Consider the following 19,412-nt stretch of genomic DNA (forward strand, 5'->3'; position numbering starts at 1 on the left):
GCTCAGGCTCGGTCATGACAGGCCGCGGGTGGTCGCGGTGAGGGGCTCGTTGACGTCGAAGAACCGGGCGCGGATGCAGGTGATGCCGAAACCTTCCAGGCGCTTGGTGTGCATGGTGGCGTAGGCGTGGGCGGACGCCTCATCAGCGAAAAAGTAGATGCCGCCAGCGGTCTGGTGGGTGGCGTTCTCGGTTTAGACTTTCCACAGCAGCCCGTGTTCGCCCGCTGCGGGCGTCCGCCGGTGCAGCTGGTCCCTCTCGTGCTCGACCACAACCTGCGCAACACCCGTGAGATCGCGTCCACGTTCGTGCCGCACGCCACCCGGTGCAGACCGAGCGTCAGGCGTCCCTGGGGCAACAGGGCTACTGGGACCTTTTCTGGGACGCCGACGACATCTTCTACGGGCACGTGCTCGGCTTCAAGGGCATGGAACGCCGCGCCTTGGTGCTGTGCGTCAACGAGGACGGGACGCGCGACCGAGCCGCCGAACGGCTCTACGTCGGCCTGTCCCGCGCGACCGACCGTGGTCCAACCTGCTGCGCTTCAAGGAGCGGTTCAGTGACCGAACCGTCATCGGCGTCTGCCTCCACGCAGGAACCAGGTTGCGCGTCTGCACGACTGGCTGCACGTGCTGCCGATCACCTCACATTGGCAGCACTAACCTCTCGGCACCGGCTTGGATCGCGAGTCTCCTCGCCATCGCCTGGCGCATCGGCGGACCCGACGTCCACCTGCACCTCGGCACGCCGCTCGCCCCAGGGCGCATCGTGCAGGAACTCTAGGGTGCTTCCTTCAGGTCCATCCCAGGCGCGCCCGTATCCACCAGATCCTCCAAGATCATAGGCTCGACCACGGACGCCGTGTCCCCGCACGCATCCCCCGACCCATCACTTGTGACGAGCTCCTGGAGGTCTGACCGTGGCCGACAACGTCATCCCGTTCCCTGGCGCGGAGGCCGAACCCGACGACGCACCTCCGTTCAGCCAGGCCGACATCCAGGCCATCACCCAGCAATTGATCGACGAACTCGGCAGCCCCGAGGCAGTCCTCCAAGCTCTGGGGGCGTTCGGGGGCTTCGAGCCTTTCGGCGGTCGGGGTCCATTCGACCTCATGTCACCTCGGCCGAAGCCCAAGCTGCTGCGCAAGCGCAGCAAGCGGGCCACCTACGTCGTCCGCCTCGACCTCGATGACGCCAAGCCGCCGATCTGGCGCCGCCTCCGCCTGCGCAGCGACGTCACACTCGGTCACCTGCACGGCATCATTCAGGTCGCCATGGGTTGGACAAACTCCCACCTGCACCAGTTCAAGATGGGACCCTCCACCAAGGACTTCATGATGATGCCGTTCCTCACCGCCTACGACCTCAGCGAGGGCGAAACTGACGGCATTCCGGAGAACGACGTGCGCCTCGACCAGGTTCTCGGCGAACCCGGGCACCGCCTCTTCTACGAGTACGACTTCGGCGACAGTTGGCACCACACGATCAAGCTCGAGAGAGTTGAGCCATGGGTCGACGGCCAGCCCGACGCCTCCTGCGTCACCGGACGCCGCGCCTGCCCGCCCGAAGACGTCGGTGGCGTCCCTGGCTATGAGGACGCCCTCGCCGGCCTGCGTAGTGAGCCCTCCGACAACCCCGAGTGGACGCGTGAGCTGTTGGCCTGGCTGCCACCCCGCTACGACCCGGAGCACTTCGACGTCGCCGAGGTCAACGAACAACTCTGGCAAGGACTCTTCAACCCCGACGCGTGGCACCCCGGGATCGTTTAACTGCTCGCTCAGGGCGGCGCCCAACTGAGTCCGATCGCCGCGCTCGTCAGCAGGGCTACCCGCGTACGCGTCGAGCTGACCGACGCCGAACTGGACGCCACCACCCACCGTTACCGCCACCTCCTCACCCTGATTGGCGACGGGCTCAAGCTCACCCAGGCGGGATACCTGCCGCCGGCCCTGGTCAAGCAGCTCGCCGACGATCTCGAACTCATCGACTCCACGTGGCCCTTCCCAGCTAGCACCGAGGTCAACACGACCCCCGTCCTGTCACTACGGGAATCCGCGGTCAGCCTCGGCCTGCTCCGCAAGCAGCACGGCAAGCTGCTGCCCACGGCGTCCGCGAAGCGCATGGTCGACGACCCGCGCAAGCTGTTCGCGCACATCAGAGGTCGACTGCCGCTGGGCCGTCACGAATCCGATCGGGACGCCGGCCTGCTGGCTCTGCTGTTCACCGCCGCCGGCCAGGAGTTCTACGCCGCACGGCACGAGGCCGCCGGAGTGTACGGCTCCCTCGGCTGGACGTCCCCGGTCTCCTTGGAGCGCGCTCTCTGGCATCATGCCCAGGACTCTCTGTGCGTCCTCTCGCATCTAGCCCCCGGAGCCAAGGACGCCACCCGCATTGCCGGAGCCTTACTCGCCCGGTGACAGGCACCCGATCGGCGAGCAAGTGCACCCGTTCGGCCGATACACCGACTAACAGCAAGGCGCCGACGGGCGTCAGGTGGTCGGCGTAGCGCGGGCACGCCTCCCCGGGCTGCAGCTCAGCCCAGTCGCTCGGTCGGGGACGCGTCCCAGACGTAGATGAGCGCGTCCCAGGCCTCCGCGGGGTTGACGCTCACCGTGTGCAACGGCGGCACCCACGCCTGCCACGAGGCGAACGGCTCGCCGGCGCTGACCATCGTCGTGGCGCCGCGCAACAACTCGGCGTCGGCCCCGGTGACCGAGGCCAGCTCCAGGTAGCCCACCGTCGTGCCTTCGAACAGCCCGCGGATGCGCCCGTTCACCGTGAGCGTCGACACCGTTCCCTGCGAGTTCAGCCCCACGCGATGCCCGTCGGTGCCGATCACCCGGTACTCGTCACCCCACTGCCGCGCGGCCAGCCGCCCCACGGTGTCGCCCCCAACCGCGGTCGCCTGCCCCGCGCGGTCGAGGTGCCCGTTGTGGCCGAACAGCAGCGTGCGCTCGCGCCCGGACGCCGTCCCGCGCTCCACGAGCCAGGCCAGGTTGTCGAACATCATCGCGTCCCGGTTGCCGACACCGAGGCCTCGCTGCCGGGCTTGCTCCAGCACGCGCCCCGCCTGCCGCGCCTCGGCCGCCGCCTCGCTCCCGTCATCGGACGCCGTGAGCGCGGCCTGCAGGTCCGCCACGGCCGACTCGACGTCGGCGGCCACCGCCCTGTCCCACAGGGATTCATCGGTGAAGCGCGCCAGCCGCGCGGTCAGGTCGGCCGCAGCCGTGGGGTTCCGCGCGGCCAGCCACGCGAGCGCAAGCCCCTTGGTGGCGGTGGGACGCGCGGCGTCGATGCCCACGAAGCGGATGTCCTCGCCCGCCGGGTGTTGGTCATTGTGCGCGCGCACCCAGGTCAGCAAGTCGACCGTGTCCCGGGTCCGGTTCAGGCCGTAGCCGAACAAACGGGCGGCCTCCACGGCGGTGCCCGGTCCACCCTGCAGCAAGGCGTCAACCGAGGCGACGCTGCCGAAGTCTTCCTCCCACGCGACGGTCGTGAAGCCCTGCTCCGCGACCTTCTGCAGCAATTGCAGGCGCGGCGTCCGAAACTCATGGGTGCCATGCGTGGCCTCCCCCAGTGCCAGCACCCGGGCGGAGGTCATCCGTTCCGAGAGAACCGCCTCGGTGAACTCACCAGCCACAGGTGAGCCCTGCGGGCGGGACTGCCACCACGACACCATCGCCGCGACGGCCGCCACGCTGACGATGATGGCGACGAACACCAGGCCGAGGGGCTTGCGCTTCTTCATGGTCGTCTCCTTCTGGTCGGGGTTCGTCACAGGTCGTCGCGCAGCAGACGCAGCGTCCCGACGGTACCTGGGGCGACGATCCACACCATCGCAGCGACGACCACGGCCAGCGGACCGACGACCGCCGCGTCCGGAAGAAGTTCGTAGAGCGGATCGACGGCCACGAAAGCCATGGCGCGCGCTGCGGTGTCGGAGATGCTGCCGATCAGCATGGCCACCGTGGGCCACACCAGCAGGAAGGCGATCGGGGCGGCCGCGTTGCGCAGCGCCAGGGCCCACGCGAAGCCCGCCAGGACGAGGAAGGCACCATTGCCGGCCACCACGGCGAGCGAGGCGACGTCAAACGTCCACGCCAAGGTCACACCGGTGATCAGCGGCGCCACCACCATCACGAGCGCCGCCGCCACGACAGCCAAGGTCGTCGCGACGACCGACAGCCCCAGGACGGTCAGACTCTTCGCCAACACCAGACGGCCACGGCGGGGATCGAGGGTCAACGTCACGGAGGCGGTGCGGGCCGAGAACTCACCGGCCACGAGCAGCACCGCAAGCACCATCGAGATCATGGACGCCGGCACCACAGCCATCGACGCCAGGTGGCCGAAGTCGGTTCCTGTGGTGGGGAAGAGGGCACGTCCCCCGGCAAAGGCGCCCGACAGGAGAGCTGCCGCAGCGATCAGCACGGGTCCGGTGCGGGTGTTGACCAGCTTGCGGGTCTCGACGGCCACGGCGCGGGCCAGTGCCCGACCGGAGGTCTCGTTCGAGGCGACGCGCGCAGCGCGCACCGGAGCGGCGGCAGGAGCAGGGACGGAAGCGGTGTGGACGGTCATCTCGGGGTCCTTTCGAGGGTGGTGGTCAGGCGGCGCGGTCAGCGCCAGAGGTGAGGGTGAAGTACTGCTCTTCGAGCTCGGCGCTGGACGCGGCGGTGATGGGCTCGTCGGCGAGCACCCGACCGCGGGCCACCATCACAACGCGGTCGGCCAGGCGGCTGACCTCGTGCAGATCGTGGCTGCTGAGCAGCACCGCGCACCCACGCTCGGCGCGTGAACGGAGCAGACCCGCAAGCCAGCGCTGACCCTGCGGGTCGAGGCCGTTGGCCGGCTCGTCGAGCACGAGCGCGGCAGGGTCGCCGAGCAGGGCATGGGCCAGGCCGAGACGCTGCCGCATGCCCAGGGAGTAGGTGCCGACGCGACGGCGTCCCTCAGCAGCCGTCAGGCCAACCTCGTCCAGCGCGTCGTCGACGCGGCTCGCGGGCAGGCCCAGCGTGATGGACGCCAACCGCAGGGTTTCGCGTCCGGTGCGGCCGGGGTGGAAGGAGTCGGCCGAGAGCAGGGCACCCACGACATGGGCGGGGTCGGCGAGGGTGGCGTAGGCCATCCCGTTCACGGTGGCCTCCCCGGAGTCGGGGCGGACGAGACCAACCAGGGAACGCAGGCAGGTCGACTTGCCGGCCCCGTTGGGGCCGAGGAACCCGACGATTGTGCCGGGAGCGACAGAGAACGTGACATCATCGAGCGCCACGGTGGCGCCGAAACGCTTGGTGAGGTGGGTCAGGTTGATCATGGGTTCAGTTCAGCCCAGCCATCCGGGGTGCCGCATCGGGTGATCAGCCACCGTGACGGGTCGCTTCGGCGCTGGGGAAGGTCCGATCGGACCCCCCTCCGCGGGCCGCTCGGCCGACGCCCCTCGAAGGCACCAGCGTTAGGTTGGGACCGTGACCGCGCCACCCCTCGCCCCTGCCCCGCCCCGATTCGTGGTGTGGACCGTCGCGGTGCTCGCGTTCCTCTACTACCTGACGCCGGTCGCCGCCCGCCTCGCCGCTGGACGCCCACTCCCATGGTCGCTCGTCCTCCTGCTGGTCCTCCCGGCCATCGCAGCCCTTGTCGCGCTGCCTTGGCGCGAGCGAGCTCCGATCGCGATCGCACTCGTCATCGCCGCCTTGTGGGTGCCGAGCCCTGGGGTGCTCGGGGCAGCGATCGTGGCGCAGGAGTCGGTGGCCCGACGCCGGAGCCTCACCAGCGCCCTGACGACGGGTGCCGTCCTCATCGCCGCCAAGGTGCTCGAGCTATTCGCGTCGGCCTCGGGTGCTGCTGCGACGGCGCTCAGCTTCGAACTGGCGTTGGCCGTCGCTGGCGTGGTGATCGCGACCCTCATCGGATTGTTGGCGTCCAGCCGCGCTCAGGCCCAGCACGACCGCGAATCGGCGGAGCAGGCACGACGCGAGGCCGAGGCGTCCCGCATCAACGAGGCGCGTATGGCCGAACGCGAGCGCATCGCTCGCGAGATGCACGACGTCGTGGCGCACCGCCTGTCGCTGGTCGCCCTGCATGCCGGCGGCCTGGCCTATCGAACGAATCTCACCGCGGATGAAGCCCAGGCAGCGGCCAGGATGATTCAGCTCAATGCGCAGGCGTCACTCGACGAGCTTCGCACGATGCTTGCCACGCTGCGAGGAGCTGAGGCACCGCCCGAGCCTCCCCAGCCGACACTCGCCGAGCTGGACGTCCTGCTGGCCGACGCCGAAGACATCGGCCAGCGCGTCACCGTGACCCACATCGGCGACCTTGAGGCGGTGGCCACCCACGCGTCTCGGCAGGCATTCCGGATCGTCCAGGAGTGCCTCACCAACGCCCGCAAGCACGCCCCCGGAGCGCCGGTGCACCTCAGCCTCACCGCACGCGACGAAGTCTTGCACCTGCGGGTATCGAACCCGCTCGCTGACCTGGCGATCCCCGACGCGAGCGGGTCACTGCTCGGTCTGGTGGGCATCGCCGAACGCGTCGGGCTGGTGGGCGGAACGCTCACCCACGGCGTCCGAGATGGACAATTCGTGGTGGACGCCGCCCTCCCGTGGGGCGCCCCGGCGAAGGAGGGCGCATGATCCGGCTCGGAATCGTTGATGACGACGCCATGGTGCGGACCGGCCTGGCTTTCATCCTGGGCGGTGAGGCTGACATCGAGGTGGCCTGGCAGGCCGCCAACGGGATCGAGGCGCTGGAGCACCTGGCGGCGCAGGGTGCCGACCTGTTGTTGCTCGACATCCGCATGCCGGGCATGGATGGTCTCGCGACCCTGGACGCCCTTGCCGGGCGCGACGATCGGCCTCGCGTCATCGTGCTGACCACGTTCAACACCGACGACTACGTGGTGCGGGCGCTGCGGCAAGGCGCCGACGGGTTCTTGTTGAAGGACACCGATCCGGCCCGGGTGGTCGACGCGATCCGTGGAGTTCACGCCGGGGAGCGGACGCTGTCACCGGAGGTCACCGACACGCTCATCCAGGTCGCCACCGAGCGTCCGGCCGCCGAAGCACCGGCGAACGCGGCGCTGAAGCAACTCACCCAACGCGAGCGCGAGATCGCCGTCCTCATGGCCGAGGGCTTGACCAACGCCCAGATCGGCTCGCGGCTGAACGTGTCCATGGCGTCGGTCAAGGCGCACCTGTCCCACATCTTCACCAAGCTCGGCGTCGACAACCGAGTCTCCGCGGCGATGATGGTGCGCGAGGTCCGCACGTAGGTTGGTTTCCTGCCCGACCGCTGGTGATCCTGCTCCACGGCACCCGTTCCAGCTCTCGCGCGGCCAACAGCATCCGCGGGCCGCGCCCTCGTGTACCGAAGCCGACCCTGCACCTTCGCACTGTGGGCGGCAAAGTCGGTCGTGCGCCCGGGAACCGGAGCCGACAGGCTACCCTCACGCACTCTGCGGCAGAGTAGTGCGTTTGCGGACCACTCCTTCCCATAGCTCTGGATGCTATAGTCCGGGCATGGGTGGTCGGGAGGTCCTGCGCGAGGTGATGACTGAGAGCAAGGTGTCTCAGTCGGAGTTGTCGCGGATGAGTGGGGTGCGGCAGCCGAGTATCAGTCAGTTCTTGTCGGGCCGGATCGAGATGAGCGACGAGATGCTGGATCGGCTGCTGTCGTGCTTGGGGTATCGGCTTGAGGTGGTGCGTCGCCCGGTCCGGGTGGAGTTGGACCGGTCGCACCTGCGGAGTTGGCGCCTGCACCGCCAGTTGGCCACTCATCTGGACACCGGCGTGTTGGACGACTGGGTGCCGACGATCCGGCGGAGCGTGGAGCGGTTGCGGCACCGCGTTCAGGGTGAACCTCATGTGTCGAACCTGGGCCGGTGGGAGGTGTTGGTGGAGCAGCGCGACGTTCCCGGGCTGCGCCGTGTGATGACCGGCCTAGACACCGACTCGGTGCAGATGCGGGAGGTGTCGCCGTTGGTTGGATTGTTGCCGCAGTCGGAGCGGGCGAAGGTGCTGGCGGTGGTCGGCCGATGAGACGCGACCAGTTGGAGCATGCGATCCGGACGGCGTGCCAGATCATCGGGCATCCGGCGGTGATCATCGTGGGGTCCCACGCGATCCCCGGGGGCCGGGTGGGCCGTCCACAGCCTGCCGGAGGGTTCCGCCCCCGGTCAGGACTTGGCTGGCGACTGTGTGTCGAAGACGGTGGGCGTACACGCCGTCCAGGCCGGCACGTCGGCCGTACCTGAGGACGACATCCCCCACGCCGGCCCGATGCAGCGCCGTCAACGGCGGCAGGCAGCGGAGGAACACCGCCCGTTCACCGCGATCGGCGCGACGGACCCGGAGGTAGTCCACCAGCGCCTCGCCCACGTCGACGGGCATCGGAAGGACCAGAACCCGGCCGCCCTTACCAACCACCCGCAACGAGGGTTCGCGCCAGTTGAGGTCGTCCAGCCTCAGCCCGGCGACCTCACCGTCACGCACGCCTAGGCGGGCCAGCATGACGATGATCGCCCAGTCCCGCTTGCCCGCCACAGTGTCCCGATCGACGGCATTCTTCAACGCGGCGACTTGGCTGGCGGTAAGGCCTTTCGGCAGGCCGGCCCGGATACGACGCGGCGACAGGACCCCGTCAACGATCCCGTCCCGTATCCACCCGTTGGCTGCGGCCCAGGTGAGCAGACCACGGAGCAGAGCCGCCCTGCTCTGCGCGGTGGAGGAGGAGTAGCCGGCCACCACACGCACCAGGAACTCGTTGACCATGACGACGTCAACACGTTCCCAGTGGAGGTCCCCGTCCTCGTCTTCGACCAGCGGCAGGAAGCGTTCCCCGATCTGGCGGGCCTTGTAGAGCCAACTGGCACCCTGTCCCTCTTCGACCTCCAGGAACCGCAACCACGCGGCAAGACAGGCTTCTGCCGGTCGCAGCGGCGCCGTGTCGACAGGCGACGGTTTGAGGCGTCCGGTTTCCTGCAGGAACCTAACGACGGCCGAGACGTTCTCGTTGGCGGATCGATGCTCCGGGTGGCGTTCGTTGTCCCCTGAGACAAGGCCGAACACGCACGCAGCGTCAACGTCCGCGAGCTCAACCCCAGCAGCGGCCAGCCATGCACCGAGCCGAGCCGCCGCCCGCACCAGGTTGCGCTGTGTCGTCGGTGCGTACCCCTCCGTGACCAGCCAGTCGATCAACTCGGCCATTACCGCGGCGAGCGGACCAGCATCACGACGAGGCCAGATCCTCATCTGCCCACCAGCAGCCGCAGGCCCCTCACGTACCAGATCACCCATGACCCGTCCTTCTCCCATCAGGAGAAGGCTGGACCTACAGGATTATGCCGACAACCGCCCCGGACAAACCGGGATTCACAAGGTCACACGCCACCAAGGTCGGCATAACCCAGACGTCGGCATAAGCGATCAAAGGCAGGCTCGAGCACCTGCGCGGCTCGGCGCTGGGGTTCCGCAACCTGACCAACTAGATCGCCAGATCCCTGCTCGAGACCGGCGGGTTCAGACCCTGATTACACCCTTGATTCGGATGAGCCTTGCCGGTAACGTCCTGCAAGGAAGGTGCGGTCTTGGACGCGGCGAGGTGCGCAAAGAGTGGGGGCACGCTCGCCCGGCTCCGATCGTGGCGCAGCCTGCCGACCACCCTGGCTCATCACCCACTCACATGTGAAAAACAGCGGGCCGAGAGGGGATCCATCGATGATCGTTCCCAGGTACTACGAGGACTTGGCCGTTCTGCACGAGAACACGCTCCCGGCACGTTCCTACTACATCCCGAGTTCCACGCCGCTCGACCCCGGTCCGGAGGCTCGTGACTCCTCCGATCGTCTGCAGCTGCTGAACGGTGAGTGGTCGTTCCGGTACTTCGAGAGCATCCACGAGCTTCGGGACCACTTCTACGAGCGCGACTTCCCCGCGGGCGGTTTCGATCGTGTGCCGGTGCCGAGCACGTGGCAGCACCAGGGCTACGACCACCACCAGTACACGAACATCCGCTACCCCTTCCCGCTCGATCCGCCGTTCGTCCCGCAGGACAATCCGTGCGGCGCGTACGTCCACGAGTTCGAGTACACGCCCAGTGAAAACGCCCCGAGCTCTCATCTCACCTTCGAAGGCGTCGACTCCTGCTTCTACGTGTGGCTCAACGGCAAGTACGTCGGCTACAGCCAGGTCTCGCACGCCACCGCCGAGTTCGACGTCACCGAGATCATCGAGCCGGGCACCAACCGCCTGGCCGTCCTTGTACTCAAGTGGTGCGACGGCAGCTACCTGGAAGATCAGGACAAGTTCCGCGTCAGCGGGATCTTCGGCGAAGTCTACCTGCTCTCGCGGCCGGCCTCCGTCCTCTTCGACTACTTCACCACCACGACGATCGACACGACGGGGGCCACGGTCGAGATCCGGGGGCTCTACCGCGGCAAGTCCGTGCCGACCTCCGCCGACCTCACCGACGCCGATGGGACGCGCGTCGCAAGCGGTGAGTTGCAGGAGTTCTCCGGCGACGACACGTACACCCACCGGGTCCAGCTGCGCGTTGAGGACCCGCAGCTGTGGACCGCCGAGAATCCTTACCTCTATACCCTCACCCTCACCTCACCGCAGGAGGTCGTCACCGACCGCGTCGGCATCCGTGAGATCACGGTCGTGAATGCCGTCGTCCACGTCAATGGGCAGCCGATCAAGCTGCGCGGCGTCAACCGCCACGACTCCGACCCGGTCACCGGCCCGGCCATCGACCTCGATCACATGAAAACCGACCTGCGGTTGATGAAGCAGCACAACATCAACGCGGTGCGCACCGCTCACTATCCAAACGCGCCGCGCTTTTACCAGCTGTGCGACGAATATGGATTCTTCGTCATGGGCGAGGCCGACAACGAGAGCCACGGCACCCAGTTTCAGTTCCTGGAGGACCCCTCCTTCGCGAATCAGGTCGAACACTGGAACGAGCCGATCGCGGACAACCCCGAGTGGATCGAGGCGACCCTCGACCGCACCCGACTTTGCGTCATCCGTGAGAAGAACCGCCCGAGCATCGTCATGTGGTCGGCGGGCAACGAGGGCGCATAGGGGTGCACTTTCGAAGCCGCGCTCGCGTGGATGGCCGAGTTCGACCCCACCCGCCTTACGCACTACGAGAGCGCCTTCTACCGTAACAGCAAGCGGAAGTACGACTACTCGAACATCGACCTCTACAGCCGGATGTACCCCGCGCTGCACGAGATTCACGAGTACCTCGATTCCGACCCGGACAAGCCGTTCATCCTCGTGGAATACAGCCACGCCATGGGCAACGGCCCCGGTGACCTCGAAAACTACTGGGAGATCATCCGGGCCGACGAACGCATGTGCGGCGGCTTCGTGTGGGAATGGTGCGACCACGCCGTCTACAAGGGCAAGGCCGACAACGGCAAGGACATCTATTTCTATGGCGGTGACCACGGCGAAGACATCCACGACGGCAACTTCTGCATGGATGGTCTCGTCTACCCCGATCGCACGCCCCACACGGGTCTGTTGGAGCTCAAGAACGTCCACCGGCCTGTCCGCGTCCTCGGGTTCGACCAGCACACCGGCCGGCTCACCCTGCGCAACGACATGGACTTCACCGATCTGCGCGATCACATCTACCTGACCTGCGGAGTCGTTTGCGACGGCGAGGTGGTCAAGACTGTGCGCGTCGATCTCGACGAGAGCGTGCCGCCGCGGTCCGAGACAACCGTGACGCTCACGCCGACCGTGCCCGAGGCGGGCACCTGCCACCTGCTCGTGACGTCTCATCTGAAGGGCGAGGTGCCATTCCTCACGGAGGGGCATGAGCTCGGCTTCGACGAACTCGAACTGACCACCGCCGATGGACGCAACCAGAGGGCGGTCGCTCTCCTGGAGGGCACCGAGCCGGGCTCGGGCCGGTTGCGCGTCACCGAGGACGCCTCCTCCATCACCGTCGAGTCCGAGGCGTTCCGGTACGCCTTCGACACGCGCACAGGGCTGCCCCAGACCATGACCCTCGGCGGTCGGGATCTGCTCGATGCTCCCGCGCAGATCAATATCTGGCGGGCACCGACGGACAACGACATGAACATCAAAGCCGAGTGGAGACGCGCCCACTACGACGCCGCCTCGGCACGCGCCTACTCCGCAAGCGTCGAGCCAGGCGCGGATGCGGTGACGCTCACCTTCCCCCTCGCGGTCGTGGCGCCCACGATCCAGCCGATCCTGAAGGTGGAGGCCGCCTGGCACGTGAACACCTCCGGTGCGGTGCAGGCGTCCCTCTCAGTGAGGCGTGACCCTGCCTTTCCGTCGCTGCCCCGCTTCGGGATCAGGCTGTTCCTGCCTAAGGAGATGTCGCAGGTTACCTATTGCGGCTTGGGTCCGTTCGAGAGCTACGTCGACAAACGCCGAGCTTCCCATCACGGCCTCTTTAGCTCCGACGTCTTCCGCCTGCACGAGGACTACCTGCGTCCGCAGGAGAACGGCAGCCACGCGGACTGTGACTACGTCATCGTGGCCGGAGGCGGTCTGTCCCTCACCGCCGTGGGGAGCGAGACCTTCTCCTTCAACGCCTCCCCTTACACGCAGGAAGAGCTGGCGAGACGTGCCCACAGCTATGAACTCGTACCGGCGGGCAGCACCGTTTTGTGCCTGGACCACGCCAACGCCGGGATCGGGTCCAACAGCTGCGGTCCTGAACTCCCCGAAAAGTACCGCGTGGATGCCGAGACGTTCCGGTTCGACATCACGGTGATTCCCACCATCGAGCAGTGAACTAGTGAAGGGTTACAACGACGTGGCTGCCACCCAAGAGAAGACGTACCTCAAGTGGTACAACAAGATCGGTTATGGATCGGGCGATGTCGGCGGGAACGTCGTGTATGCGTTCCTGTCCGCGTTCGTCATGATCTACCTCACCGATGCCGTGGGCTTGAACCCAGGCATCATCGGCACATTGATCATGGCCTCCCGGCTTTTCGACGGGGTCAGTGACCTCTTCTTCGGAAACCTCATCGACCGCACGCACACGAAGATGGGCAAGGCACGTCCGTGGATGTTCTGGGCGTACTTCGGTTGCGCCGCCACGCTCATCGCCACCTTCGCGATCCCGACCAACGTCGGCCAGACCGCGCAATACGCCTGGTTCTTCATCGCCTACACGCTGCTGAACGCGGTCTTCTTCACGGCCAACAACATCGCCTTCTCGGCGTTGACGGCGCTCATCACCAAGAACGGTGCCGAGCGTGTGCAGATGGGCTCCATCCGCTTCATGTTCGCCTTCGGGACGAGCATGCTCATCCAGACCTTCACCGTCGCAGGTGTGCAACAGTTCGGTGGCGGCGCCGAGGGCTGGCGCACGATCGCCATCATCTACGCCGTGATCGGGCTAGCCGTGAACTCGCTGTCGGTGTTCTCGGTGCGCGAGCTTTCGCGCGAGGAGCTTGCGGACCGGCCGGGCGCCCACCATGACCCCGCGGAGCTCGCCGAGGTGGAGGTGACCAGCTTCAAGGAGGCCGCGAAGCTCGTGGTGGCCCACAAGTACTACCTCATCATCCTACTCGTGTTCCTCCTGGCGCAGATCTTCACCGCGACGCTCAACATGGGGATCTACTTCATGACGTACATCCTCGGCGACGCGAACCTTCTCGGAGTCTTCGCGTGGGCGATCAACGCGCCGTTGATCATCGGTCTGCTCTTCACCCCGTTCCTCGTGAAGCGGTTCGGTGAGATGTACCGGGTGAACATCACCGGGTATGTGATCGCGGTCGTCGGCCGGCTCGGTGTTCTCGTCGCGGCGTACATGGGCAGCATTCCCCTCATGCTCCTCTTCACGGGCCTGGCCTCGCTCGGGATGAGCCCGCTGCAAGGCACGTTGAACGCACTGATAGCCGAGGCGTCCGAGTACACCTACCTCACCAAGAACCGGCGCATCGATGGGGTCATGTACTCCTGTACCTCGTTCGGCGTGAAGCTGGGCGGCGGAATCGGGACGGCACTGGCAGGATGGCTGCTCGCATGGAGTGGCTACGTCGGTGGTGCGGACACGCAGCCGGAGTCCGCGCTGCAGATGATCAGCTTCATGTACCTGTGGATCCCGGCCATCATGAACTTCATCATCCTGCTGCTGCTGACGCGCCTCGACGTGGAGAAGGCCAATAGGAGGGTCAAGGCGGAGATCGCCGTCACCGCGTGACGCCTCGACCCACGACACCACCGACGTACCCATCTCAAGAGATGAAGGAAATGCACCCATGATCGCCACTGCTCCGCTGTCGGAGTTCTTCGAGGGGTTGTTCGGCGGGGAGCCGTCCGGGTTCTGGGCGGGGCCGGGTCGGGTGAACCTGATCGGTGAGCACACCGACTACAACGACGGGCTCGTGCTGCCGTTCGCGATCGACCGATGGGCGGTGGCTGCCCTGCGGTTGCGGTCGGACCGGACGATCCGGCTGGCCACCGACTACGTCGACGGTGTCGTCGAGACCACCCTGGACCGGATCGGACCCGCTGGGCTGTCGGGCTGGTCGGCCTACCCGCTGGGCGTGGTGTGGGCGCTCGGCGAACACGGCGCCGACCTGACGGACCTGCCCGGATTCGACCTGGCCCTGACCTCGGACGTGCCAGTCGGGGCGGGCTTGTCATCGTCGGCAGCGATCGAGAGTGCGGTCGGGATGGCGCTCAACGAGGCGTGGCAGCTGGGCCTCGATCGACAGACCCTCGCCCGCGTCGGGCAGCGTGCCGAGAACGTGGTCGTGGGCGCGCCGACCGGCATCATGGACCAGTCGGCATCCCTACTGGGCGCACCGGACTGTGCGGTGTTCCTCGACTGTCGGAGCCTGGACGCCGAGGTCGTGCCGTTGGGCCTGGACGCCGCCGGTATCGAGGTCCTCGTGGTCGACACGCGCGTCAGCCACGCCCACGCCGACGGCGGCTACGCCTCCAGGCGCACCGCCTGTGAGGCGGGCGCCCGGATCCTGGGCGTTCCCATGCTCCGCGACGTGACGGTCGCCGACCTCGACCGGGTCCGCACCCTGTTGGATGACGTGACGTTCCGCCGGGTGCGGCACGTGGTGACCGAGAACCAACGCGTCCTCGACACGGTGCGCCTGCTGCGCCACGAAGGCCCGTCGGCGATCGGCGCGTTGCTGGACGCTTCGCACGCGTCCATGCGCGACGACTTCGAGATCTCCACCCCGGAGCTGGACCTGGCCACCGACGTCGCCCGCGCCCATGGTGCGATCGGTGCGCGCGTGACCGGAGGCGGGTTCGGCGGCTGCGTGATCGCCCTGGTGCCTGTGGACGCCGTCGCGACGGTGACCGACGGCGTCCGGGAGGCGTTTGCCTCTGCTGGGTTCACGGAGCCGGGCATCTTCAACGTCCGCCCGGTGGCCGGCGCCGGCCGGATCGAGGTGACGCCATGACGTCGTGGCTGGTGACCGGTGGGGCGGGCTACATCGGCTCTCACGTGGCCCGGGTGTTCGCCGAGCGGGGCATCGGCGTCGTCGTGGTGGACGACCTGTCCAGCGGACACCGGGAGTTCGTCGACCCCGGCGTCCCGTTCGTGGAAGGGTCGATCCTGGACGGCGACCTGCTCGGTCGCACGTTCGCCGCGCACGACGTTGAGGGCGTGATCCACATCGCCGGCTTCAAGTACGCCGGCGAGTCGGTCAAGCGTCCGCTGCACACCCTGCGGCAGAACGTGGTCGGCACCATGGTCCTGCTGGAGGAAATGCAGCGGGCGGGCGTCGGCAAGGTCGTGTTCTCCTCCAGCGCGGGAACCCGGGCAGGGTGTAGCGGTGCCACTCTTCGAGGGCGTTGGAGTCGAGGGCGACGCTGGCGCGGCGGCGTTGGTCGGCCATCACGGCGACTTCCTGGACGATGTGAGGGTGCAGGGGCCAGCAGGGCGGGATGGTGCCCTCGGGGTCCCACACGTACTCGTGGTTCACCCAGATGACGACGGCGTCGAGCCACGTCCAGAGTTCGGCCCGTAGTTGGGGATTGCGGCAGGTGGGTGGGTCCCACGGCTTGGGCAGCAGGTTGGGGTCGCCGATGGTGGCTTTCTGGTTGTCGCTGCCCTCGGCGGCCAGGTAGAGGTCGCGGTAGGCGGTGCCGAGTAACGGCCCCGGGGTAGGGAACGCGCGGACGAGCCCGGCGTCGGCGTCCGGCGTGGTGGTCATGGGATCTGCCTCTCGGCGACCAAGCCACCCCGTTGGGCGGCGACGAGGGCAGCGGTGGCGCGGGCGTCCGCCGGTATCTGGCCATGCCGGACTGCGGCGACACGATCACGGGCAGCGCGCTGGCGTTCGAGAAGGGCGCGTCCGGTGGGGCCGTCGATGCAGCGAATGAGTTTGGCGATGATGGGTTTGCTGTTCTCCGCGACGACGAGGGCCTGACGTTCAGGGAGCTGCCGGATCTCCTCAGCCCGCAGGATCGGGATGTCCTCCCCCGAGATCGAACGCCCACCGCGTCCTGTCTGCCAAGTGGTGCGAGCGACGCGGACGGTGCCGACCAGATCGGCGATCTCCTGGTTGAACGCGACGTCCTTGCTGCCGCCGAACACGACGATCACGTTCGTGAGCCCGAACAGGGCTTTGGCTTCGGAGTCGCCGAAGATCGCCGTGAGTTGCCTCCAGGTTTGGGCGGCGTAGATGAAGGAGATCCCCAGCGCGCGTTCGTTGGCCATCCGAGTCCGCAGCGTGGGCAGCGGAGCAGTGGACGGCAGTTCGTCTAGGCAGGCCAGCATCGGCGGGCACAGCCGGCCCCACGGCGAGGTGTTCGCCAGCGCGAGGGCGGTGTCGAGGACGTGTTCGGCCAGCGCGGTCATCAGGGGGGACGCCGAGGCGTACGGGTCTTCGCGGCCGAGCAGGTAGATGGTTCCCCGCCTACGGATCAGGTCAGCGATGTCGGTGGCCGGCCGGGACGCCGAGGGGATGCAGCGGCGGCGCAGGTCGGCCTGGAAGAACAGCGCGAGAGCTTGTTGGACGGTGGTGACGGTGTTGCTCGAGGTCCGTTCATCGCCGTGCAGCGCTCCGTGGAGGAGGCCGTGCCAGAACGGGGCGGCGTGGGGATGTTCGCGCAGGATCTCCGACGGTTCGGTGGTCGCCAGAGGTTGGGCGACCCAGCGGAGGACGTCGTCGAGGGTGCCTCCGGTGAGTGCGGCTGCGTGGAAGTATGCCTGCAGGACCTTGGCGGCTTCCGCGGCGTAGAAGCGGGCGGCGCTGTCGCCGTTCCCGGCGTGGATCGAGCCCTTGACGGTGCCAGCGGTGAACGCCTTCGCTCGCCGTTCGGCGACCAGAGGGTCGACGCAGCCAACCACCGGATCCCACACCAACTCGGGGAGGCCCGCGGCGAGTCCGAACGGGTCCAGCACCACGCAGGGCCGGTCATCGCTGCTCCGGTCAGTGATGGTCAGGAGCAGGTCGTCGGGCTTCGTGAGCGTTACGAGGGCGGCGCCGGGGGCGTTCAGGAGGGCGGGGGTGAGCAGGTCGAGTTTTTTGCCGGAGCCTTGGGGTCCGATGACGCCGGCAGTGCGGTCCCATGGGCACCACAGTTCGCCGGCGCGGGGTTCCCAGGAGCGGCCGATCTTCCAGCCGATCTGGGTGGGGTCGAAGCGTCTCATCGGAGTTCTCCTCGGGTGCGGCGGGTGGTGTGGAGGTCGGGTCGCACGACGGGGGCGACCTTGTGGAGGCGGGTGAGCCCGAGGAGCTGCTCGGCCTGGTCCCGGGTGGCGACGCCCTTGAGTCGGGTGGGTCCCCACCGCTGCCAGCTGACGCCGGCAGCCCAGGCGAGGCTGACGATCAGCGACAGTTCGATGGCGATGATCCAGACACGAACGCCGACGGCGTCGGTCGAGGTGTTCAGGATGCTGGGGAGGCTGGTGAACAGCTGCGCGGTGGCAGGCCAAGTCCAGCCGTGGCCGCTGGTGAGGTGGGCCAGGCCGTTGCCGAGGTGGACGCCAAGCGCGAGCACCAGCAGCACGGCGCAGGCAATCGCGACAGGGACCTCCCAAGTCCACGGGTGGGGATTGTGGCGACGTTCACGCTGCATGCGAAGCTCCGGTCAGCGGGCAAGGGGGAGGCCGTGGGTTGGCGTCCGGACGGTGGTGTGGCGGGCGGTAGCGGCGCCGTCCAGCCGCGGGGAGGTGACGGTCTCCCTGAGGTGAGGGATTGTTTCCGGACCAAGAGCCCCCACCGGTAGAATCCGTGGGAGAAATGGAAGGGATCGAATGACCCGGAAGAAGTTCAGCCCGGAATTCAAGGCGGAGGCGGTTCGTGCGGTGATTGAGTCGTCGCGGACTGTTGCCGAGGTCGCGCGTGATCATGGTATCGGCTCGGAAACACTCAGGAATTGGGTGAATGCGTATCGGCGGGACCACCCGGATGAGTTACCGGAGATCAGCGAGCCGGAGCGTGCTGAACTGGCACGGTTGCGTAAAGAGGTCCGCGAGTTGAAGGCCGAGCGGGAGTTCCTGGGAAAAGCGGCGGCCTTCTTCGCCAAAGAGTTCCGGTGACCGCGAAGTACGCGTTCATCAACAGCGAAGAAGGCAACTACTCGATCCGGAGCATGTGTCGGTGGGCGAGGGTGTCGCGGGCCGGCTACTACGAGTGGCTCAACCGGCCGGTCTCGGTGACCCAGCGGTGGCGCGACGAGCTCGGCGACATCATCGAGGTCCTGTTCGCCGACTCCGACGCCACCTACGGCTACCGACGGATCCATGCCGCCTTGGTGCGGGCAGGCAGGCCGTGTGACCCGCAGACGGTGCGTGCGATCATGGCCGAGCGCGGCTTGGTGGCTTGTCAGCCGCGCCGCAGCGGGCCCAGGACCACGATCCCGGCTGACGCGAAGGATCTGCCGGATTTGGTCAACAGGGACTTCACCGCCGACGAGCCCGGGCTCAAGCTGGTCGGCGACATCACCTACATTCCGACCTGGCAGGGGTGGGTGTATCTGGCCACCGTGCTGGACTGCTGCACGAAGAAGGTCGTCGGGTACGCGATGGCCGAGCACATGCGAACCGAGCTGGTCACCGACGCCCTGGCCATGGCGATCAGTAATGGCCATATCCGCAGCGGGGAGACGATTTTCCATTCGGATCGCGGGACTCAATACATGTCGGCCGGGTTTGCCGAGTTCACGCGCGCGGCTGGGATTGTTCGGCCGGTCGGACGGACTGGGATCTGCTATGACAATGCGTGGGCTGAGTCGTTCAATGCGACCTTGAAAGCGGAGCGGGTTCATCGGACCGTGTATCCGACTCGGCGGCATGCTATCCGGGATATTGCACGCTACATCGAGTTGCGTTACAATCAGAAACGGCTGCATTCCGCGCTTCAATATCGTACCCCGAACGAAGCAGAGCAGGACTGGTACGAAACCAACAAGGCAGCCTGAAACATGAATATCAAGCGGTCC

General features: G+C 67.3%; 16 protein-coding genes and 1 pseudogene. 10 read left to right on the forward strand and 7 right to left on the reverse strand.

All coding sequences use genetic code 11. The features are described 5' to 3' along the window. Nucleotides 1-12 precede the first annotated feature (12 nt). On the reverse strand, nt 13-159 hold the full coding sequence (locus PCC79_RS16635) for a YdhR family protein (protein WP_425325679.1): 147 nt from the start codon (nt 157-159) through the stop codon (nt 13-15). A gap of 758 nt (nt 160-917) precedes the next feature. Between PCC79_RS16635 and PCC79_RS16640 the strand changes: the two genes are divergently transcribed. Together PCC79_RS16640 and PCC79_RS16645 are read left to right on the forward strand one after the other, a co-directional pair. Continuing rightward, on the forward strand, nt 918-1,766 hold the full coding sequence (locus PCC79_RS16640) for a plasmid pRiA4b ORF-3 family protein (RefSeq protein ID WP_342372528.1): 849 nt from the start codon (nt 918-920) through the stop codon (nt 1,764-1,766). A 351-nt stretch (nt 1,767-2,117) separates the two neighbouring features. Further along, nucleotides 2,118-2,414: a hypothetical protein gene (locus PCC79_RS16645; protein ID WP_342372529.1), complete on the forward strand. Its 297-nt coding sequence runs from the start codon at nt 2,118-2,120 to the stop codon at nt 2,412-2,414. A 116-nt stretch (nt 2,415-2,530) separates the two neighbouring features. On the opposite strand, the gene PCC79_RS16650 is transcribed toward PCC79_RS16645, so the two are convergent. The 3 genes from PCC79_RS16650 to PCC79_RS16660 are packed head-to-tail and all read right to left on the reverse strand — an operon-like array spanning nt 2,531 to nt 5,308. After that, a complete protein-coding gene (locus PCC79_RS16650) occupies nt 2,531-3,745 on the reverse strand; it encodes an erythromycin esterase family protein (protein WP_342372530.1) in 1,215 nt (404 codons plus the stop codon). A 26-nt stretch (nt 3,746-3,771) separates the two neighbouring features. Next, on the reverse strand, nt 3,772-4,575 hold the full coding sequence (locus PCC79_RS16655; RefSeq protein WP_342372531.1) for a hypothetical protein: 804 nt from the start codon (nt 4,573-4,575) through the stop codon (nt 3,772-3,774). Between the two features lie 25 nt (nt 4,576-4,600). Further along, a complete protein-coding gene (locus PCC79_RS16660; RefSeq protein ID WP_131170189.1) occupies nt 4,601-5,308 on the reverse strand; it encodes an ABC transporter ATP-binding protein in 708 nt (235 codons plus the stop codon). A 151-nt stretch (nt 5,309-5,459) separates the two neighbouring features. Between PCC79_RS16660 and PCC79_RS16665 the strand changes: the two genes are divergently transcribed. The 3 genes from PCC79_RS16665 (at nt 5,460) to PCC79_RS16675 (ending at nt 8,030) form a co-directional block, all read left to right on the forward strand. Beyond that, nucleotides 5,460-6,626 carry a sensor histidine kinase gene (locus tag PCC79_RS16665; protein WP_342372532.1) on the forward strand — a complete coding sequence of 389 codons (1,167 nt, stop codon included), beginning with the start codon at nt 5,460-5,462 and terminating at the stop codon, nt 6,624-6,626. Beyond that, nucleotides 6,623-7,264 (forward strand): response regulator transcription factor, encoded by a 642-nt coding sequence (locus tag PCC79_RS16670; RefSeq protein ID WP_342372533.1) that lies wholly within the window; start codon nt 6,623-6,625, stop codon nt 7,262-7,264. The genes PCC79_RS16665 and PCC79_RS16670 overlap by 4 nt, the downstream gene beginning before the upstream one ends. 247 nt (nt 7,265-7,511) lie before the next feature. Further along, the gene (locus tag PCC79_RS16675) at nt 7,512-8,030 is read left to right on the forward strand and encodes a helix-turn-helix transcriptional regulator (RefSeq protein ID WP_342372534.1); all 519 of its coding nucleotides are present in this window, start codon (nt 7,512-7,514) and stop codon (nt 8,028-8,030) included. A gap of 63 nt (nt 8,031-8,093) precedes the next feature. Here the strand turns inward: PCC79_RS16675 and PCC79_RS16680 are convergent, their stop codons facing one another. Continuing rightward, nucleotides 8,094-9,197: a tyrosine-type recombinase/integrase gene (locus PCC79_RS16680; protein WP_342372535.1), complete on the reverse strand. Its 1,104-nt coding sequence runs from the start codon at nt 9,195-9,197 to the stop codon at nt 8,094-8,096. 510 nt (nt 9,198-9,707) lie between these two features. Here PCC79_RS16680 and PCC79_RS16685 point away from each other — a divergent pair. The 4 genes and pseudogenes from PCC79_RS16685 (at nt 9,708) to PCC79_RS16700 (ending at nt 15,954) form a co-directional block, all read left to right on the forward strand. Continuing rightward, nucleotides 9,708-12,776 (forward strand): annotated as a pseudogene (locus tag PCC79_RS16685) (glycoside hydrolase family 2 TIM barrel-domain containing protein). 22 nt (nt 12,777-12,798) lie between these two features. Next, a complete protein-coding gene (locus tag PCC79_RS16690; protein WP_342372536.1) occupies nt 12,799-14,196 on the forward strand; it encodes an MFS transporter in 1,398 nt (465 codons plus the stop codon). Nucleotides 14,197-14,254: 58 nt separating this feature from the next. Beyond that, the gene (galK, locus tag PCC79_RS16695; protein WP_342372537.1) at nt 14,255-15,421 is read left to right on the forward strand and encodes a galactokinase; all 1,167 of its coding nucleotides are present in this window, start codon (nt 14,255-14,257) and stop codon (nt 15,419-15,421) included. Then, nucleotides 15,418-15,954, forward strand: a complete 537-nt coding sequence (locus PCC79_RS16700; RefSeq protein WP_342372538.1) for an NAD-dependent epimerase/dehydratase family protein — start codon at nt 15,418-15,420, stop codon at nt 15,952-15,954. The genes galK and PCC79_RS16700 overlap by 4 nt, the downstream gene beginning before the upstream one ends. 219 nt (nt 15,955-16,173) lie before the next feature. Here PCC79_RS16700 and PCC79_RS16705 read toward each other — a convergent pair whose 3' ends face one another. Both PCC79_RS16705 and PCC79_RS16710 read right to left on the reverse strand, forming a co-directional pair. Beyond that, nucleotides 16,174-17,619 carry a type IV secretory system conjugative DNA transfer family protein gene (locus PCC79_RS16705; protein ID WP_342372539.1) on the reverse strand — a complete coding sequence of 482 codons (1,446 nt, stop codon included), beginning with the start codon at nt 17,617-17,619 and terminating at the stop codon, nt 16,174-16,176. Further along, the gene (locus tag PCC79_RS16710) at nt 17,616-18,047 is read right to left on the reverse strand and encodes a hypothetical protein (RefSeq protein ID WP_342372540.1); all 432 of its coding nucleotides are present in this window, start codon (nt 18,045-18,047) and stop codon (nt 17,616-17,618) included. Before PCC79_RS16710 ends, PCC79_RS16705 begins: the two co-directional genes overlap by 4 nt. A gap of 178 nt (nt 18,048-18,225) precedes the next feature. Here PCC79_RS16710 and PCC79_RS16715 point away from each other — a divergent pair. Then, nucleotides 18,226-19,391 (forward strand): IS3 family transposase gene (locus PCC79_RS16715; RefSeq protein ID WP_342372541.1). Its coding sequence is split into 2 segments (ribosomal slippage): nt 18,226-18,472 and nt 18,472-19,391, totalling 1,167 coding nucleotides; the frame shifts between segments, so codons are not numbered across the junction. Nucleotides 19,392-19,412: the final 21 nt, after the last annotated feature.

The sequence above is a fragment of the Propioniciclava soli genome, from assembly GCF_038502305.1.
Taxonomy (GTDB): Bacteria; Actinomycetota; Actinomycetes; order Propionibacteriales; family Propionibacteriaceae; genus Propioniciclava; species Propioniciclava soli.

Bases quoted from the DNA above. Each gene is read 5' to 3' on its own strand.
- PCC79_RS16645 (WP_342372529.1), top strand. From the start codon at position 2,118: ATGGTCGACGACCCGCGCAAGCTGTTCGCGCACATCAGAGGTCGACTG.
- PCC79_RS16650 (WP_342372530.1), bottom strand. From the start codon at position 3,745: ATGAAGAAGCGCAAGCCCCTCGGCCTGGTGTTCGTCGCCATCATCGTC.
- PCC79_RS16655 (WP_342372531.1), bottom strand. From the start codon at position 4,575: ATGACCGTCCACACCGCTTCCGTCCCTGCTCCTGCCGCCGCTCCGGTG.
- PCC79_RS16660 (WP_131170189.1), bottom strand. From the start codon at position 5,308: ATGATCAACCTGACCCACCTCACCAAGCGTTTCGGCGCCACCGTGGCG.
- PCC79_RS16670 (WP_342372533.1), top strand. From the start codon at position 6,623: ATGATCCGGCTCGGAATCGTTGATGACGACGCCATGGTGCGGACCGGC.
- PCC79_RS16675 (WP_342372534.1), top strand. From the start codon at position 7,512: ATGGGTGGTCGGGAGGTCCTGCGCGAGGTGATGACTGAGAGCAAGGTG.
- PCC79_RS16680 (WP_342372535.1), bottom strand. From the start codon at position 9,197: ATGGCCGAGTTGATCGACTGGCTGGTCACGGAGGGGTACGCACCGACG.
- galK (WP_342372537.1), top strand. From the start codon at position 14,255: ATGATCGCCACTGCTCCGCTGTCGGAGTTCTTCGAGGGGTTGTTCGGC.
- PCC79_RS16700 (WP_342372538.1), top strand. From the start codon at position 15,418: ATGACGTCGTGGCTGGTGACCGGTGGGGCGGGCTACATCGGCTCTCAC.
- PCC79_RS16705 (WP_342372539.1), bottom strand. From the start codon at position 17,619: ATGAGACGCTTCGACCCCACCCAGATCGGCTGGAAGATCGGCCGCTCC.
- PCC79_RS16710 (WP_342372540.1), bottom strand. From the start codon at position 18,047: ATGCAGCGTGAACGTCGCCACAATCCCCACCCGTGGACTTGGGAGGTC.